At 37.4% G+C, this 18,471-nt stretch carries 16 protein-coding genes and 1 riboswitch; of the genes, 8 read left to right on the forward strand and 8 right to left on the reverse strand.

Annotated features, from left to right (window positions below; all coding sequences use genetic code 11):
• Positions 1 to 251 precede the first annotated feature (251 nt).
• Positions 252 to 704, forward strand: coding sequence for a MarR family winged helix-turn-helix transcriptional regulator (locus ACE199_RS17160; RefSeq protein ID WP_375350915.1), 453 nt, complete (start codon positions 252 to 254; stop codon positions 702 to 704).
• Positions 701 to 1,909: an MFS transporter gene (locus tag ACE199_RS17165; RefSeq protein WP_375350916.1), complete on the forward strand. Its 1,209-nt coding sequence runs from the start codon at positions 701 to 703 to the stop codon at positions 1,907 to 1,909. Before ACE199_RS17160 ends, ACE199_RS17165 begins: the two co-directional genes overlap by 4 nt.
• A gap of 128 nt (positions 1,910 to 2,037) precedes the next feature.
• Here ACE199_RS17165 and ACE199_RS17170 read toward each other — a convergent pair whose 3' ends face one another.
• The gene (locus ACE199_RS17170; RefSeq protein WP_375350917.1) at positions 2,038 to 3,327 is read right to left on the reverse strand and encodes an NCS2 family permease; all 1,290 of its coding nucleotides are present in this window, start codon (positions 3,325 to 3,327) and stop codon (positions 2,038 to 2,040) included.
• A gap of 40 nt (positions 3,328 to 3,367) precedes the next feature.
• Positions 3,368 to 3,467, reverse strand: a riboswitch (purine riboswitch).
• A 572-nt stretch (positions 3,468 to 4,039) separates the two neighbouring features.
• Here ACE199_RS17170 and ACE199_RS17175 point away from each other — a divergent pair.
• Positions 4,040 to 5,491, forward strand: coding sequence for an NAD(P)-binding domain-containing protein (locus tag ACE199_RS17175; protein ID WP_375350918.1), 1,452 nt, complete (start codon positions 4,040 to 4,042; stop codon positions 5,489 to 5,491).
• A gap of 168 nt (positions 5,492 to 5,659) precedes the next feature.
• Here the strand turns inward: ACE199_RS17175 and ACE199_RS17180 are convergent, their stop codons facing one another.
• Complete coding sequence (locus ACE199_RS17180; protein ID WP_252287940.1) at positions 5,660 to 6,031, reverse strand: winged helix-turn-helix transcriptional regulator; 372 nt, start codon at positions 6,029 to 6,031, stop codon at positions 5,660 to 5,662.
• A gap of 206 nt (positions 6,032 to 6,237) precedes the next feature.
• Between ACE199_RS17180 and ACE199_RS17185 the strand changes: the two genes are divergently transcribed.
• From ACE199_RS17185 to ACE199_RS17195, 3 genes are all read left to right on the forward strand, one after another.
• A complete protein-coding gene (locus tag ACE199_RS17185) occupies positions 6,238 to 7,413 on the forward strand; it encodes an MFS transporter (protein ID WP_375350919.1) in 1,176 nt (391 codons plus the stop codon).
• 83 nt (positions 7,414 to 7,496) lie between these two features.
• Positions 7,497 to 8,339, forward strand: a complete 843-nt coding sequence (locus ACE199_RS17190; protein WP_375350920.1) for an aldo/keto reductase — start codon at positions 7,497 to 7,499, stop codon at positions 8,337 to 8,339.
• A gap of 147 nt (positions 8,340 to 8,486) precedes the next feature.
• Entirely contained in the window at positions 8,487 to 9,629 is a 1,143-nt protein-coding gene (locus tag ACE199_RS17195) for an NADH-dependent flavin oxidoreductase (RefSeq protein ID WP_375350921.1), read from the forward strand.
• Positions 9,630 to 9,713: 84 nt separating this feature from the next.
• Here ACE199_RS17195 and ACE199_RS17200 read toward each other — a convergent pair whose 3' ends face one another.
• Positions 9,714 to 10,055, reverse strand: a complete 342-nt coding sequence (locus ACE199_RS17200; protein WP_375350922.1) for a zinc ribbon domain-containing protein YjdM — start codon at positions 10,053 to 10,055, stop codon at positions 9,714 to 9,716.
• 371 nt (positions 10,056 to 10,426) lie between these two features.
• Between ACE199_RS17200 and bcaP the strand changes: the two genes are divergently transcribed.
• On the forward strand, positions 10,427 to 11,818 hold the full coding sequence (gene bcaP, locus ACE199_RS17205; protein WP_375350923.1) for a branched-chain amino acid transporter BcaP: 1,392 nt from the start codon (positions 10,427 to 10,429) through the stop codon (positions 11,816 to 11,818).
• Between the two features lie 132 nt (positions 11,819 to 11,950).
• Here the strand turns inward: bcaP and ACE199_RS17210 are convergent, their stop codons facing one another.
• From ACE199_RS17210 to ACE199_RS17220, 3 genes are all read right to left on the reverse strand, one after another.
• Positions 11,951 to 13,267, reverse strand: a complete 1,317-nt coding sequence (locus ACE199_RS17210) for a sensor histidine kinase (RefSeq protein ID WP_375350924.1) — start codon at positions 13,265 to 13,267, stop codon at positions 11,951 to 11,953.
• Positions 13,268 to 13,711: 444 nt separating this feature from the next.
• Positions 13,712 to 14,083: an SET domain-containing protein gene (locus tag ACE199_RS17215; RefSeq protein ID WP_375350925.1), complete on the reverse strand. Its 372-nt coding sequence runs from the start codon at positions 14,081 to 14,083 to the stop codon at positions 13,712 to 13,714.
• 13 nt (positions 14,084 to 14,096) lie between these two features.
• The gene (locus ACE199_RS17220) at positions 14,097 to 15,179 is read right to left on the reverse strand and encodes a CotH kinase family protein (protein WP_375350926.1); all 1,083 of its coding nucleotides are present in this window, start codon (positions 15,177 to 15,179) and stop codon (positions 14,097 to 14,099) included.
• A gap of 163 nt (positions 15,180 to 15,342) precedes the next feature.
• Between ACE199_RS17220 and ACE199_RS17225 the strand changes: the two genes are divergently transcribed.
• Entirely contained in the window at positions 15,343 to 15,561 is a 219-nt protein-coding gene (locus ACE199_RS17225; protein ID WP_375350927.1) for a hypothetical protein, read from the forward strand.
• A 252-nt stretch (positions 15,562 to 15,813) separates the two neighbouring features.
• On the opposite strand, the gene ACE199_RS17230 is transcribed toward ACE199_RS17225, so the two are convergent.
• The gene (locus ACE199_RS17230; RefSeq protein ID WP_375350928.1) at positions 15,814 to 17,241 is read right to left on the reverse strand and encodes a sigma-54 interaction domain-containing protein; all 1,428 of its coding nucleotides are present in this window, start codon (positions 17,239 to 17,241) and stop codon (positions 15,814 to 15,816) included.
• 389 nt (positions 17,242 to 17,630) lie between these two features.
• The gene (locus tag ACE199_RS17235) at positions 17,631 to 18,416 is read right to left on the reverse strand and encodes a 3-hydroxybutyrate dehydrogenase (protein WP_375350929.1); all 786 of its coding nucleotides are present in this window, start codon (positions 18,414 to 18,416) and stop codon (positions 17,631 to 17,633) included.
• Positions 18,417 to 18,471 lie beyond the last annotated feature (55 nt).

An 18,471-nucleotide genomic window follows, 5' to 3' on the forward strand; every position in this document is an offset into this window, starting at 1 on the left:
TACTTACTTATATTAGCTGCCATTAGCACTCTTTATACTAGAGTGCTAACCATTATTTAAATAACATATAATAAAGGAAAATGTCAATATATAGGTTGCATTAAATTAAATTTCTTGCATAACAAAACGATTATCCTATATTTTGAGCAATAACAAATTTTGTGTAAAAATTTGTTATTGCATAGACACACACCTTGAATTCTGTTATATTAAATTAGTTACCTTGGGTAATAATTACCTTAACTAACTATATGCAGGAGGTGTTTCCCATAAAGGCATTTCAAAAGTTCTTCCATCAATTCACGCTTTTATACCGCCCTTTTGAAAACAAATTAAATATACTGCTTAGCCAGCATCAGATCCAAAGAGCGCAATGGACGATTTTATACTATTTATCCCTTAACGGTTCAATAACGCTTGTAGAGCTTTCTAACTATTTAAGCGTAGAAAAACCTACTGTTACTAGAACCATAAATCGCTTAGAAGAATTAGGATATGTCGAGCAAATTCCAAGCAAGGACAAACGGGAAAAGAGAATGCAGCTTACCGAGCTAGGCAAAGAAGTATACAAGCATGTCCGTATAACAATTGATCAATTTGAGCAGGACATTTTAAAAGGAATCTCGGAACAAGAGCAGCTCAATGCCATCCATATCATGAAGGAAATACACAATAATCTTATAGAGTGGGAGGATAAAAATTGACTTCATCAAGACCTAAACTTTGGACAAAAGATTTTATCATTGTTTCCTCTGTTAATTTTCTCTTAACTTTAATCTTTTATTTATTAATGGTAACCATTGCAGTGTATGCTGTGAATGAATATCATGCTTCCACAAGCCAAGCGGGACTTGTAACAGGAATTTTTATTATTGGGACGTTAATTGGACGACTATTTATCGGCCGTGTTATTGATTTGATTGGCCGAAAAAGAACATTAATTATCGGCTTAATCTTCTTTACTTTGACGACATTTTTATACTTTTTAAATTTCGGCATTGCTTTCTTACTTTTTAATCGTTTTATACATGGTGTAACGTTAGGCATGGCAAGTACAGCGGCTGGTACAATTGTAGCCCAAATTATCCCGCAAACAAGAAAAGGAGAAGGGATCGGCTACTTTAGTATGAGTGCAACACTCGCTACCGCAATTGGTCCTTTTATTGGGCTATATATGAGCCAACATACAAGCTTTCAGATGATTTTTAGCTTCTGCCTTGCTTTGGGAGTAATTAGTTTAATTACCGCCTTCTTTGTATATGTACCGATATTAGAGAAATCAGCAAAAAAATCAGAGGTAAAAGGATTCAAACTTTCTGATTTTATTGAGCCTAAGGCACTGCCCATTGCATTTGTTACGCTGGCAGTAGCCTTCTGTTATTCCAGTGTTCTTTCCTTTATCAACTTCTATGCAATGGAAATTAACCTGATTGATGCGGCTAGCTTTTTCTTCATTGTATATGCTATTGCAGTATTAGTTTCACGCCCTTTCACAGGCCGCTTAATGGATGTAAAAGGGGCAAATATTGTTATGTACCCTGCCTTTGTTTTCTTTGGCGCTGGGTTGCTGCTTCTCAGTACAGCAAATAACAGCATCACTTTATTATTATCTGGTGCCCTTATCGGTCTTGGGTTTGGTAATATGCAATCCTGTACTCAAGCTATTGCCGTAAAATTGACTGAATCTCATCGCATGGGGTTAGCTACGTCGACTTTCTTTATCTTTCTTGATGCAGGATTAGGTTTCGGTCCTTATGTACTTGGGTTTATTATCCCAATGACTGGCTATAAAAATTTATATATCATTTTAGGTATCTTCAGCTTAGTCGCATCTATTCTTTATTTCCTTCTACATGGTAAGAAAGAAAAAATGATAAGATCTGAATCTGAACATCAAATTTCAGCCTAAGAAAGACAGAAAACGGGATACCCTATCTAGGGTATCCCGTTTTCTTTTCACTTTCCATCATTTAATATAATACGATTCACTATATCGGTGTTATTCATAAAGCATGTATTATGAGAATATTTCATGCCTTAATGCCCTGGAAAAAAGGCCATCTGAATGACAAAAATAATTCCGAAAAGATAAATGATTGGATGTATATCTTTCCCTTTACCACTTACAAGCTTGATGATTGGATACGTAATAAATCCAATTGCAATTCCAGTTGCAATACTTCCCGTTAAAGGCATGGTCAAAATAACTGCAAAGGCCGGGAATGCTTCATCAAATTCCTTCCAATTGATTTTCGCTAACCCTTCCATCATATAACAGCCAACAATGATTAAAGCCGGAGCTGTAATAGCTGAAAGTGATGAAATAGCTGCTACTAATGGTGAGAAAAATAGAGCAATTAAGAAGAGAATCGCAACTACGAAAGCAGTCAGTCCAGAACGACCTCCAGCTGCCACCCCTGACGATGATTCAACATAAGCACTAGATGGACTCGTACCTAGTGTCGCGCCAACTGTTGTCGCAACAGCATCTGCAGCAAGAGCTGATTTAGCTCTTGGCAGCTTTCCATCTTTCATTAGACCCGCTTGCTCCGCTACTCCAACCATTGTTCCCGTTGTATCAAAAATAGTAACAAGCAAAAAGGCAAACACTACTGTATATAATGAATTCGAAAAAACACCTGTAATATCTAAATCAAAAAAGACAATTGCCGGTGGTGTAGATACAACACCTTCCATTTGTAACATTCCCATAAAATAACCGATGATTGCCGTAATAAGCATACCAATAAACAAAGCACCCTTTATTTTACGAGCAATTAAAATGAACGTGATAAACAGGCCAACAATCGATAAGATTGTAACAGGCTTATGTAAATCACCCAAAATTACAACGGAATTAGGGTCCGCTACAACAATCCCCGACATTTTCAATCCAATAAATGCAATAAATAAACCAATCCCTGCTGTAATTCCATATTTTAAGGAAGTAGGCATCGATTCAATAAGCAATTGACGAAATTTAGTCAACGACAAGATGATGAATATAATCCCTGCTAAAAAAACCGTTCCAAAAACAACTTGGTAACTTACTCCTTGGGTAGCAACAACGCTTGTAAAATAAGCATTCATACCCATACCAGGAGCAATGGCAATCGGATAATTTGCCAAGAGAGCCATGATTAATGTTCCAATAGCCGCAGCCAAAATGGTCGCAATAAATACTTGATTAAACGGCACACCCGCAGCGGACAGGATGGCAGGATTCACAACAATAATGTAAGCCATCGTTAAAAAGGTTGTAAAACCAGCTAATATTTCCGTCCTTACATTTGTTCCTAGTTCGCGCAATCTAAATAAACGTTCCATATATCCTCCCTAATAAAAGAAATTCCTAACTATAAATGGGCAGACTGAACTACCCATTCGTAGTTAGGAATTTTCGGCTCCTAGTAGAAACTCTCAGACCGTATCACTGAGAATATACGAATGAACATGATTTTTCTTTTTTTAACTCCGCAATTATATTAAACGAATATTAACATTACGTCAATACACATCGTTCGTTTTATTATGTTTATTTTCACCATTGACGAGTTTAATTTTAAATAACATTATAAAAAACACGAATAAAATGCCCTAAACTATAGGATCTGCTTCATTAGGTATCGATATACCTTTTTCATCAAAGATTAAAGCACTTACAACAAAAATTACCTATCTAACAATTTTTATGTCATATCTTTTAACATAAAAACATTATTTTTAATCATTTTACATTTTTATTTAACCTCGACTTTACTTCTTATAACAAAAAGATTATAAATCTAGTATGTTTGCACAATAAAAAAAGGAATTTTCAGATAAAATTACAATGAAATGTGAAAATAAACATGATACTATAAGAACATAAACGAAATGATGTTATAAAAAATAACATCAATCAGTATATTAATTAACGGAATATTTCGTTTTTATCATTCTTAATATTGAATTCTTATTTAAAGAAAAACACTTTTTATACAGTTAAAAAAGCCATTATTACAGATTGAAACGAATGAAAGAAAGGAATGAACAAACTATGGGATTAGAAGCTTTAAAAGAACAAGTAAAAAGAGACCTTTCCTATCTTGCCTTTGGAGGTGAAGATTGGGTTCACCCACTCAATCATTCTGAAGGACATGTTTATGATGTAGTCATTGTCGGCGGCGGTCAAAGTGGCTTAGGTGCCGCTTTTGGTCTTATACGTGAACGAATATCTAATATCCTTGTAATCGACGAAAACCAGGAAGGATTAGAAGGGCCTTGGGAAACCTATGCTCGTATGATTACATTGCGAACACCCAAACATCTAACTTCCATTGACCTCGGAATCCCTTCACTTACTTTCCGTTCATGGTGGGAAGCACAATTTGGATCAGAAGGCTGGGAACAAATCGTGAAAATCCCCCGCAGTGACTGGATGAATTATTTACGCTGGTATCGAAAGGTTCTCAATCTCCCCGTCATGAATGAAGTAAAGCTTAAGCTCATTGAACCTACAGACGAAGGCATTCACCGATTGCATATCGAAGGGCCTGGAGCTCCATCTAATCTATTACTTGCACGTAAAGTCATTCTAGCTACTGGTATTCAAGGTGGCGGTGAATGGCATGTACCACCTATAATTTCCGAGAAGTTACCACGTCAACTTTATGCTCATACCTCTGAATTTATTGATTTTGAAACACTTAAAGATAAAAAGATTGGAATCTTGGGAGGCGGTGCCTCGGCTTTTGATAATGCTAATTTCGCACTATCGCAAGGTGTAGCCGAAGCACATGTCTTTGTTCGTCGCAAGGAGCTTCCACGTATCAACCCAATTCGCCAGATGGAAATCTCAGGGATGATTGAACGTTTCCATGGTCTATCGGACACCGATAAATATGCTGCTATGGCTCACTTCTTTAAACATAATCAACCACCGACTAATGATACTTTTGAACGCGCATCCTCGTGGTCTGGTTTTCAGCTGCATATAGGCGCACCTTGGGTTAATGTAGAAGCAGCAGACGAAGGTGCGGTAGTCACCACGCCTCAAGGAACGTTCACCTTTGATTTCCTCATCATCAGCACTGGTCTTCTAACTAATCCCGCTTTACGTCCAGAATTGAGACTAATTGAAAACTATATCGCTCGCTGGGAGGACAAATATAAAGCACCAGAAGAAATAAGCAATCCTTTGCTCGATGCCCACCCTTATCTCAGCCCTGGCTTTGCTTTCTTGAGCCGTGATGAAAGGAATAAAAAGTTCCTTCATGGAATTTTTGCTTTTAACTATTCAGCCTTAATCAGTTGCGGTATTTCAGCCTCTGCGCTTTCGGGTATGAAGTTTGGTATCCCTAAGCTCGTATCAGCCGTAGCGGATCAACTTTTCTTAGATAATCGCGAGGAAATTCTTCATAACTACTTTACTTATAGTGAACTCGAGTTTATCGGTGAATGGCCAAAAAAAGGGCAGGCACTTAATGCTACTCTAGCTTCCCAGAAATAAAAGATTCCGTCTTAAAAACTTAAACAGTACCTGACCTATGACAAGTGGAACATTTAAATGAATATCCTTGTACAATATCACTAAAAAAAGGCTTACTGTTGTGTATATTCAGCAGTAGGCCTTTCAATCATTTACAGCCAAGGATTTTATGATAAAGCTAAGATCTCCTTACTTCAAATGTTCATTTAAAACATTCTCTTCTAACACAGCAAATTTATCACCGTATACTTTCATAATATGCTTTTCTCCCCAAGCACAAAGAGAATCTAAAATACTTTGTAAACTCCACCCATATTCACTTAACTCATATTCCACTTTCGGGGGAATTTGATTATACACAATTCTATTAATTACTCCATCCGCTTCTAATTCACGTAATTGCTGGGTTAACATCTTCTGAGTAATATCTGGCATAAGACGTTTCAATTCACTAGTTCGTTTCTTTCCGTGGGTTAGATGGCATAGAATCACACATTTCCACTTCCCGCCTATCACTTCTAATGTCGCTTCTACTGATATATTGTATTTCTTTTTCTTCATAATTTCTCCTCCAAATCTATAGGCACTTAAAAGTACCTATAGAACCTTTAGGTACCTATATTACTTTAAAGTACGTACTTTTCTTTAATTTACATATATCCCATAATAACATTTGCCAGTTAAAAGTTATCGTATTTATTAATTTATATAGTTTACTTTAACTGACTTCATTAATACAGTGTCACAATCACTTTGGAGGGAAAAAAATGTCTATAGATAAAAAAAGAAGTACATTTGCACTGCTTGCATTAGCAGTCAGTGCATTTGCAATTGGAACAACAGAATTTATCAGCGTGGGCCTACTGCCTCTCATCGCGAAGGATTTACAAATACCTGTTACAACGGCCGGTTTAACCGTTTCTTTATATGCTTTAGGAGTAACATTTGGAGCACCCATTCTCACCTCTCTTACTTCGAGGATGTCACGTAAAGCTTTATTGCTTTGGATTATGGTTATTTTTATTATAGGAAACAGTATCGCTGCTGGAGCTTCCAGTATTGGGGTTTTACTTGCAGCCCGTGTGATTTCTGCCTTTTCACATGGTATTTTTATGTCAATTGGCTCCACGATTGCCGCTGATTTAGTACCAGAAAATCGGCGGGCTAGTGCAATATCCATTATGTTCACTGGGCTGACAGTAGCTACCGTTACAGGAGTCCCATTCGGAACATTCATCGGCCAGCAATTCGGCTGGAGAATGGCCTTTATCGTCATAGTAGCGGTGGGTGTTCTTGCACTAATCGCAAATAGTATCCTGGTTCCATCTGATCTGCGAAAGGGCAAGCGTACAACACTGCAGGATCAGTTCAAGTTGGTAACAAACGGTCGCTTACTGCTTATGTTTATCATTACCGCTTTAGGCTATGGAGGAACATTCGTTGTCTTTACTTATTTATCACCATTACTGCAGACTATCACAGGATTTAAGGAAGGAACCGTTGCAGTGATTCTGTTTATTTACGGCATTGCGATTGCAATTGGTAACATGGTAGGCGGAAAGCTATCTAATCAAAATCCGATTAAAGCATTATTTTATATGTTTATTGTACAAGCTGTTATACTATTTATCTTAATGTTCACGGCACCATTTAAAATAGCAGGATTGATGACCATTTTCTTAATGGGACTTATGGCTTTTATGAATGTGCCAGGCTTACAAGTCTATGTAGTCATGTTAGCAGAGCGTTTCGTACCAACAGCAGTCGATGTGGCATCAGCTATTAACATCGCTGCATTTAATGCTGGAATTGCGCTTGGATCGTATTTAGGTGGGGTTATCACAAACTCTATCGGACTAATTCATACTTCTTGGATAGGAGCACTAATGGTACTAATGGCCGCAATACTTACAGGTTGGAGTGGAATTCTTGAAAAAAGATAAATTAAAGGAGGTGATTGACCAAATATTAAACAAGTATAGAACAACTCTATTTTCTTATAACAACAATGGGAGGTTTATTGATAATGAATAGAAACTTACAAGATACAACAACTTTATATAACGGTGTTAAAATGCCTTGGCTTGGTATTGGAGTATTTAAAGTAGAAGAAGGCCCTGAATTAGTGAATGCTGTTAAATTCGCCATTAAACATGGATATCGTAGTATTGATACAGCTGCCATTTATGAAAATGAAGAAGGAGTTGGCCAAGCGATCCGCGAAGGGCTAGATGAAACGGGTATCTCTAGAGAAGAACTATTTGTTACGTCGAAAGTGTGGAATTCTGATTTAGGTTACGAATCAACGATTGCCGCTTATGAAACGAGCCTAAAGAAACTTGGTTTAGATTATTTAGATTTATATCTTATTCACTGGCCTGTAGAAGGGAAATACAAGGAAGCATGGCGAGCATTAGAAACTCTTTATAAGGAAGGGAAAGTAAAAGCAATCGGCGTAAGTAACTTCCAAATCCATCATCTTGAAGACTTAATGAAAGATGCAGAAATTAAACCGATGGTTAACCAAGTAGAATATCACCCACGTTTAACGCAAAAAGAAGTTCAAGCCTTTTGTCAAGAACACGGAATTCGGTTAGAAGCTTGGTCACCTTTAATGCAAGGTCAATTACTGGATAACCCGGTTCTACAAGAAATTGCTCATACACATAATAAAACCATCGCTCAAGTTATTATACGTTGGGATTTACAAAACGGCGTTGTAACCATTCCGAAATCTACGAAAGAACATCGAATTGTTGAAAACTCCGCTGTATTTGACTTTGAGTTAACGAAAGAAGAAATGCAGAGAATTGATGAACTAAATCAAAATCATCGAGTAGGACCAGACCCTGACAACTTTGATTTTTAAAATATAGAACATCCCAAAATAGGCGCTCCCCTTTCATAAGGCAGCGTCTATTTTTAATAAGATTCAGATTATTAGCTAAGCATAACATTGTAAAATATTTATTTTATTTAGTATGTTAACTATATCTTAATAAAGGGGGAAGTAAGCATGAATAAGAATGACCAACATTTATTATCTCCATATACATTTACAAATGGAGTTGAGTTAAAAAATCGAATTGTTATGGCACCTATGACAAACTTCTCGTCTAATCCGGATGGAACAGTAACAGAGGCAGAAGTAAATTATTACGCTCACCGCTCTAAAGGAGTCAGCATGGTGATTACTGCTTGTACATATGTTACGCCAAATGGAAAAGGGTTTCATGGTGAATTTGGTGGTGACAGTGATGAAATGATACCAAGCTTAAAGCAGTTAGCAAAAGGAATTAAAGATCAAGGTGCTAAAGCTGTCTTACAAATGTTCCATGGTGGAAGAATGTGTCCTCCAGAGCTAGTCCCTAATGGTGAAATTGTAAGTGCAAGTGATATACCTGCAGAAAAAGGCGGCGCTTCAACAGAAGAACCAGCTGTAAAGCCAAGAGCTTTGACAGAATCAGAAGTTGAGGAGATTATTCATGCTTTTGGAGCAACGACTCGACGTGCGATTGAAGCAGGATTCGATGGAGTTGAAATTCATGGAGCAAACGGATATTTAATTCAACAATTCTTCTCCCCACATTCTAATCGTCGTGAAGATCGATTTGGAGGTAGTCTAGAAAAGCGTATGACCTTCCCTTTAGCAGTGGTAGATAAGGTAAAGAATGTAGTTAAGGAGCATGCTCAATCTCCGTTTATTGTTGGATATCGTTTTTCACCTGAAGAACCAGAAACACCTGGAATTACAATGGCGGATACACTAGCCTTAGTAGACGCTTTAGCCGATAAAGACTTAGATTATCTACATGTTTCATTAACTGAATTCTTTTCTACAGCTAGAAGAGGCGTAGATGATGTCAATAAAATACGCATTGAATACCTGCTAGAAACGATTAATAATCGAGTTCCTCTTATCGGTGTAGGTTCTATTTATTCTGCTGATGACGCTCGGAAAGCATTTGAGACAGGAGTCCCTTTACTAGCACTTGGTAGAGAGTTAATTATTGACCCTGATTGGGTGCAAAAGGTAGCAGAAGGAAGAGAAGATGAAATCGTAACACAGATTGACAAAAGTAAACAGGAACAATTAGTTATACCTGATCCATTATGGAATGCCATTATTCATACACCAGGCTGGTTCCCAGGTGTTTAACTAAAATAGGTCAGCCCTCAAAAACCTTGAACAATCATGATATCCAGGTTTAGGGGCTGACCATTTTTTATATTAAAATCACATTTATATCTTTTTAACAAATTCGGATTTTAATTTCATCGCTCCAAAACCATCAATTTTACAATCAATATTATGGTCCCCATCGACTAAACGAATACTTTTCACTTTTGTACCTTGTTTTAAAACCGATGAACTTCCTTTTACTTTCAAATCTTTGATAACCGTTACTGCGTCTCCATCGTTTAAAACATTTCCATTTGAATCTTTGACAACCTTTTGCTCTTCGCTATTTTCATTTTCCAAGCCTGGCGCCCACTCATGAGCACATTCTGGGCAAACTAAAAGGCTGCCGTCTTCATACGTGTATTCTGAATTACATTTTGGACAACTTGGCAAATTTGACATAACTCTATTTCCTCCATTCGTAATCGGTTACTCTCCTAATGTATAAGTTAGTTTCAATTCCCTTTTTGCTGCTTCATAGGAAGAGCTGCTACGAACTTGAAATTCACAGAAAACAGATAGAGAGTTCGTTATATGCTTATATACTGTCATAGTCTTCCCATATTGACAAGCCTCCCTTCTGCATTTATTTCTGTATATCAAAATTGATTTTATCCCCTGCCTCATATGAATCAGAAAATCTTTACATTGTTGTTTCCTTTTACTATGTCAGCTTACATATCGTATAGATTTATCCATACTAAAGAATACTAAGCATGCAGATTTTTCTACACTTTAACCTCAAATAATCATAATTAAAAAGGGTGTTAAAAATGAAAAGCGAAGTATTTCGAAAAAAGCCTATCGGAGATTTATTGAAAAAAAGCGGGGAGTCACAGCTGAAGAAAACATTAGGAGCATTTGATTTAGTCTTAATGGGCGTTGGTGCTATTGTCGGAACAGGCATATTCATTCTTCCTGGCACAGTAGCGGCAAATCATGCTGGACCAGCTATCATATTATCGTTTATAATAGCCGCTTTCGTCTGCGCATTAGCAGCCTTATGTTTTTCGGAATTTGCTTCATCTGTACCAGTAACGGGTAGTGCATATACATATGGCTATATTGTATTTGGTGAATTAATCGCTTGGTTAATTGGTTGGGCCTTACTATTAGAATACGGTTTAGCGGTGGCTGCGGTTGCCACTGGTTGGTCTTCCTATCTGCATTCTTTATTAGCAGGCTTTAATATCATGATTCCAAATGCAATTTCTGAAGCTTTTAATCCAGCAAACGGAACATATTTAAATGTACCCGCAATAGCCATTGTATTAGCCATTGCGTGTTTATTAACAATTGGGGTACAAGAATCTGCGAAGTTTAATAAAATCATGGTATTTATTAAAATAAGTGTTATTCTCTTATTTATTGTAGTAGGTGTTTTTTATGTGAAACCTGTTAATTGGCAGCCATTTATGCCATTCGGGATAGGTGGAGTTACGAGTGGAGCAGCCCTTGTTTTCTTTGCTTATTTAGGATTTGATGCTGTTTCATCAGCTGCCGAGGAAGTAAAGAATCCTCAACGCAGCATGCCAGTTGGAATTATTGGTTCATTATTAATTTGTACATTGCTTTACGTAGCGGTTGCTCTTGTGTTAACTGGAATTGCTCCATATACAAGCCTTGATGTAAGTGACCCAGTTAGTTATGCTATGCAACTTATTCAGCAGGAATGGGTGGCCGGAGTTATTTCTCTTGGGGCGATTACTGGGATGACGACGGTTATACTTGTAATGGCCTATGGAGGGACAAGACTTCTTTATGCACTTAGTCGTGATGGATTGCTTCCGAAAAGTATGTATGAGCTGCATAAAAAATACAAAACACCCATAAAAAATACATGGATATTTGCAGTGATTGTAGCTTTTTTTGCTGGTTTTATTCCATTATCTAAACTGGCAGAGCTGGTGAATATGGGAACATTACTTGCATTTACAGTAGTGTCCATCGGAATTATTTATTTACGAAAAGATAAAAGTATACCATCTGGCAGTTTTAAGGTACCATTCTTTCCAGTCTTACCGATTGTATCATTCCTATTATGTTTATTTTTACTTTCTCAGCTCTCCATTGATACATGGATTGCATGCGGAATTTGGTTTGTCATTGGATTGTTCGTCTATTTTAGCTATGGTAAAAAACATAGCTTAATGAATAAAAATTAAAAATAGTGAGCTTACATTGTAATGCAGAGACAATGTAACTCACCTTTATTTTTTTGGCTCATTCGTGTGGAACCGCAGTTTCACACGTGACAATACAGCAGATTTATCATTCAAATGATGATAACACTTAGCTCATGAAGTAAATTTTTTTATTGGAATATTCACAGTTGCTGTAGTCTCTGTTGCCGTTGAATCCATTACTATATGCCCATCATATTTATGAACTATTTCCTTAACAATAAATAAACCTTGTCCTCTAATTTTTCCCGACTCTTTCTTTTTAGTTGAATATCCGCTTTTAAAAATCAATTCCTTATCAATAATCTTTGGACCTGTATTCGTAATTTCAAATAAATAATGGGTTGAATTAGCTTTACATACAATATTTATTTTCCGCTCACCCTCAGGCAGTACTATGGCCGCATCAATTGCATTATCAATTAAATTCGAGAATATTTTAATTAAATCTATGGTTTTGATTGTATCGAATGCAACATTAGAAACTGTAAAATTAATATCGATATTATGGTTTTCAGCAGAAAGTTTCTTTGTTTGAAATAATACAGAAAGCCCAGGGTTATCTATATTTATTTTTAAAGATTCAATAGAACGAACTTCTTTAAATAGAGAAGATAGATACTCTAACGCTTTCTCTGTTTTTCCTAATTTGAGAAGACCATGTAAAACCTGAATATGATTTGTGAAATCATGTCTTAAAGATTGAACAGAAGATATTAACGTTCTAATTTCTGTTTGATATGTATCTTCAGTATCTTCAATTTCCTTTGTTGTTTCTCTTTGATACCATCTCTGCATGACAAAAAAGGATCCTAATACGATTAATACAAATACAGCGTTAAAAGCAAGATTAGAAATACTATTTTTCAGCACTTTATTTTCTATACTATTGAGTGTATCTGCGCTTATATCAATTCCTAAATATCCAATAATCTTACCTTCATGATCCTTAATCGGGGCTCCAACCGATAAATAGTCTTCATATTTAGAGTCCTTGAGCACCCCTGTAACATATGTCTTCCCCTCATACGCTCGTTTCACTTGTTCTTCTGGTACGGTACAAGCCTCTCCTATCGGGTAAGACTGTGCAGCTTCTTTAGGCATTCCCATAATCATAGCTGTCGATACTTTAGGATTATCCACAACAAGGGTGTATACATATAAAGCCCCTATTTTTTCTCTTGCATCATTTAAGTATTTTCTCGTTGCCCAATATTCTTTGTTTTTTGTAGGATTAAGAAGGAACTGCTTATACGCTTCTACATCCATCGAAGCAGCGATTGACTTTGCTGCCTCCAGACTTTGATTTGCAATTGATTCCTCAACCGTTTTTTTTATTTTTACATAAGAGGTAAAGATATTTACACTTATAAAAAAGAATAATAGAAAAACAGATAAGACCCAAATTAATTTTATTTTATTTACTTTCATACTAAATTGTACTTCCCCATCTTTTTATAGAATTGAACAGATCGATCATTTAACTATGCTGCCTCCACCAATGCATCGGCCGAGTCCCAATAAAATGCTATATGATTTGCATGACATATCAAAGTCCCTATTGAGCAAAAGCAAGTCTATTTTACCATATTCACTATGACCTTTTTGTCACATTCGATCCATAAGCCATAATTATAAAGGATGTATTAACCAAATAGGGGAAACATCAGAAGAAGAAAACAACTTTTCCTTGTTAAAAGAAAGATTGTTTTCTTTTTTGAGGTTATATCGATTGAAGATTCTACAGGTGATTACTCGAGTTGACGGGGACATGCGTACACGTTTGGCGCCTTTCCTACAATTATCAAAAAGTAAAAATCATTTAAGATTCTTATTTTCAACTGAACCTGCGTATTCTATCTTTCTTCACGCATTTTACTCTATAACTTCAAACCATAATGGAGACTGGTCCTCTGGGTCTCCATTGTAATTGACCAGTATCTCTTCTCCCTCATGAATATCTTTCATGGCATAAAAGTCTATCGAGTGGTTTTCAATATTAGTAATATACCTCGCATTAGGAGTGTAGGAGTGATTGTATAAAGAACCGTATCCTAAAGCAAGAGCTTTATCCTCTTCCCAACGGAAGATATAGTTTGAAAGAATACACTCCCTCATTAGCTTCCATTCAATTTTAGGAATAACAATTACTGGCGCTTCCTCAAGGAACTCGCCATTCTTAATATTACGTTCTGCAAATATCCCTCTGCCATATTTCTTTGTATTTCTCACACTGATGGGTTCCAAAGGATTCCCCTCCTTATGTTAAGTCCTTTAGATGCTCGCGAAGATACTTATTACGTTTGGCTATAAACTCCAGAATAAGTTCCGGCTCATTAACAAATATATCGATGGACTTCTTTTTATAAGAGTCTAAAGTTATATAAGGGTGTATTTGTCTATGAAGGTTTGTAATTTTCGGTTCTAATGCCTCAGGTGTAAATGAGGTTTCTAATATTTCCTCAAGGAGAAGACGGTACTGGTCCCGGAATACCTTTACATCAAGTAAACGTGCAGTTAGTGTATTATAGCCTTCAATAGGAACATCATCGCATTCCATTATCTCTCCATCCCAATCCCTGCCCCACGTCGCATCATAATCCCAGGGGATTATTTGGAATAATCCACTTTCCCCATTTCGATATAGTGCATAATTGTGAATGAAACCATCAAAGTTCTGTGTACACACAATTCCACATAGCCACAACAAATATTTTTCAACATCTAAGTATTTTGTAATTTCTTTACCAAAATCATTTCGCGAAATCGTATTAATTTTATATATGAGCATTTCTAAATCGAGGTCATCCTCAACCTTACCTAATTTCCGTACATATCCAGATAGAAGAGAAGGTTTCGGATCCTCTTCCGGAGTTAATAAAGAAAAATTAGCATGGTATTCCGTCGCATAAAAAATTGAACCATATGGAAGCTGCCTTTTTTGTAAAAACCATTCATCGACCGATTCAATCTGTAAGTAGATCCCCATAGGCTTTCCATTAAGTTCAACGAAAACATGCTTACAATCAGGAGAAACACTCCCAATGTCTTGAAAAAAATCAAAGGATAGCTTGTTTCGAATGAATGAGGGATCACTATATTCAGCATTAAGGTGAATTTCACGCCCCGTAAATCTCTCGTTATATGTTCCAAAGTCGACTCTAAACGATTTTTGGGGAAAATTGCGTATGTGATCTCCACGATAAGTAATACCCATTTCGTATGGAATGTTGTTTACTAACAGCTTGGAAGGAAGAAGCTCCTCGTTCCAGATGTCGCTTTCCAGTACTTCAAGGTGCTTGGGCTCTAAAAAAATACTCATTGTAGGAATATTATGCTGCATAACATCATTCCCTCTTTTTTTTTACATTGTCATCTTATGAGAGAAGAATGGATTTGATAATAAAATAAATAAAATAAATAAAACCTAGAACAAATAAAAAAAGAATTCATAAACTACATAACCTTACACTTTAAGGGAATTTTATGGAAAGGGGGTTCTATCGATGAGTGGAGCTCAAATTTTAGAGTTAATTGAAACAGCAAAAAAAGCAGGTCTTGGTGAGTACTTAACTCAAAACCCAGTAGCACAAGGTAAAGGAACTGGTAAAGGACCTGGTAAAGGAACAGGCAAAAAGCCTGGTAAAGGAACAGGCAAAAAGCCTGGTAAAGGAACAGGCAAAAAGCCTGGTAAAGGAACAGGCAAAAAGCCTGGTAAAAACTAATTTTAGCCTTATCCTGGCTGTCGGGAAATTCCTCCCGGCAGCTGTTTTGTGTTTAGTTAGAATCTACATTACCGTAAAATAATAATCCCCCTTATTAGACAAGTTCTAAAACTATTTCTAATAGGGGGGATTTATTGTTTCCACTGTACCACAGCTATTTTCGATTTTCAGATAATCAAACGGCCCTATGTCACGCCAATTTCCAACTGCTATTTCTCTAGACTAAAAGTAAACTTTACGACTAGCATCTCTTTATTTTATATTATATAACTTACATTTATCATAAAAACTCGTTTTACCGATTTCCAGCAGCAGAGCCGCTTCTAGCTTATTGCCTTTCGTAACCGCTAAGGCATGTTCAATCGCTTGCTTTTCCACCTGCGCCAGCGTCTCCTTCAATGGCTGAACAAACAATGGTTCCGATGCTGACACAGGACTTTGAGGAACCTCTTGATTGGAATGAATGGCGCTACCGTCCTCCGGCTCAAAATCGCGCAAATACAAGGGCAAATCGGATACCTTAATCATTTTACCGTCCAGCACATTAATCGAACGCTCTAACACATTTTCCAGTTCACGAATATTCCCCGGCCATGAGTGCTGCATCAATCTTTCTTTTACTTCAGCAGACAGCTCAATGCCATTGCGATAAAATCTCGCCTCCAATTTTTTTAATAACCGTTTCGCAATCGGGGGGATATCTGCCTTTCTTTCCCTTAGCGGAGGAATATCAATTTTAATGACATTTAAGCGATAATATAAATCTTGGCGGAACTCCCCTTTTTCAACCATCTTTTCTAAATCACGATGGGTAGCAGCGATAATCCGCACATCAACAGAGATTGACTTATAGCCGCCTACACGAACAACCTCTTTTTCCTGCAACACCCTTAATAGTTTGCTTTGCATCGAGAGCGGCATATCCCCAATTTCATCCAAAAAAAGCGTTCCTCCGCCGGCTAATTCAAACTGCCCCTTTTTGCCGCCTTTTTTCGCACCTGTAAAAGCACCATCCTCATAGCCAAACAATTCCGATTCCAATAAGTGCTCAGGGATAGAGGAACAGTTAATCGCCACAAAAGGAGCGGACGCACGGGTGCTTTTATGATGAATCGCATGAGCAAATAATTCCTTACCGGTACCCGATTCCCCGATTAATAACACCGATGAATTGCTTCCAGATACTCTTTGGGCGAGTGTTTTTGCCGCAAGAAAAATAGGACTGCTGCCGATTAAGTCCTCAAAGCCGTATTTACTCCGTAAATCTCTTTGAGCTTTTGCTTGATAATAGTTTAATTCTTCGACGAGGTTTTGAATTTTTGTTCTATACATCCGCCATTCCTCAGGATTGCGAAACATCACATTTCCCACAGCACCAACAACTTTCCCATCCTCGAAAATAGGAAAACGGTTGGCAATCATTTCACTGCCATTGATTTTTTGAACAGCGGCCAGTTCCGCCTTCCCTGTTTTGACCATCCTGTGCATTCGCGAGTTTTCAATCACATCCTGTACAGGCTGACCAATTGCCTTTTCCATAGTTGTCCCAATAAACTGGCAATATCCCTCGTTGATATATAAAATCATTCCGTTATCATCGATAATAACCACACGTTCCGCTAACAGATTGATAATTTGCTCATGCCAACTGATTGGTACTCCTTCAAATACCCGACTCACTTTTGCTTCCCCCTTGTTGCACTCGTTCTATTTATTATAACAAAAGCAGTCTAAAATTACGTATGGGTGGGTATCCAAAATGATCTAACGATTCCTTAATCAACCATATTGTTTAACGGAGACATTTACGAGGTCAGCTTTCTTTTTATCCCACACTTAACAGGCAGTAAGACCCCCACCTCAAGCTTAAAGATAGGTGGGGGTCTTACTGCCCGTAAAGGTCCGATTGGTGAGATACAGTGAAACTTACCTTTGCGGTTTTCAAAGGTATAGTTGAACCAATCAGGTTCGTACGGTCACTTGATTGAGGCGAAGCAGAAATCTTAGTGACCGTAGAACGTGGCTAACTATCAGTGGGGGAGGGAGCCCCCACTGATGGAAGTTTCACTTTATTGCGCTGTGTACCCGCCATCTAGTACGACGGCCTGTCCTGTTACCCCTCTGCCTTTATCACTTGCTAAAAAGACAGCATAATCAGCAATTTCCGATACAGATAACAACCTTTTTTGTGGAACAAGCGGTAGCAGGACTTCCTCCACAGCTCGATCCAGGCTAACCTTCCTTGTCTTGGCCAAATCAGCCAATTGTCCTCTTACAAGCGGAGTATCCACATAGCCAGGACATAAGGCATTTACTGTAATTCCGTGCGGAGCTCCTTCCAATGCTGCTACTTTTGTCAAACCAATGACCCCATGTTTAGCACTATTGTAGGCCGCTTTGCCGGCAAATCCAACAAGACCATTTATCGAAGCCATGTTGATAACCCGGCCAAAGCCTTGCTCCTTCATAAATGGGAAGACATGCTTAATCCCAATAAAGGGAGCAGTTAACATAACCTTTAGAAGCAGTTCGAATTTTTCTGTTGGGAACTCCTCAATCGGAGAGACATACTGCAGTCCGGCATTATTAACTAAAATATCAATTTTTCCAAAGGTGCTGTGCGCCAATTGAAGACTATTCTTAAACGCTTCCTCATTGGTAACATCGCAAGGAGCAGCAATGGCTTCAAATCCTTGTTCTTTTAGCTCTAGCACCACTTGTTCGCTTTTTTCAGCATCTAAATCAGAAATGACGATATTTGCCCCTTCTTGAGCAAATGTCTTAGCGATTTCTAAGCCGATTCCGCTTGCCGACCCTGTAATAAATGCTGTTTTTCCTGCTAATGTTTTCCCCACGTTCATACCTCCTAAAATATTAAACGATCTAGTTGTCTAGTAAACTTTTATTCTA

The sequence above is a fragment of the Peribacillus sp. Hz7 genome, assembly GCF_042136355.1.
Taxonomy (GTDB): domain Bacteria; phylum Bacillota; class Bacilli; order Bacillales; family DSM-1321; genus Peribacillus; species Peribacillus asahii_A.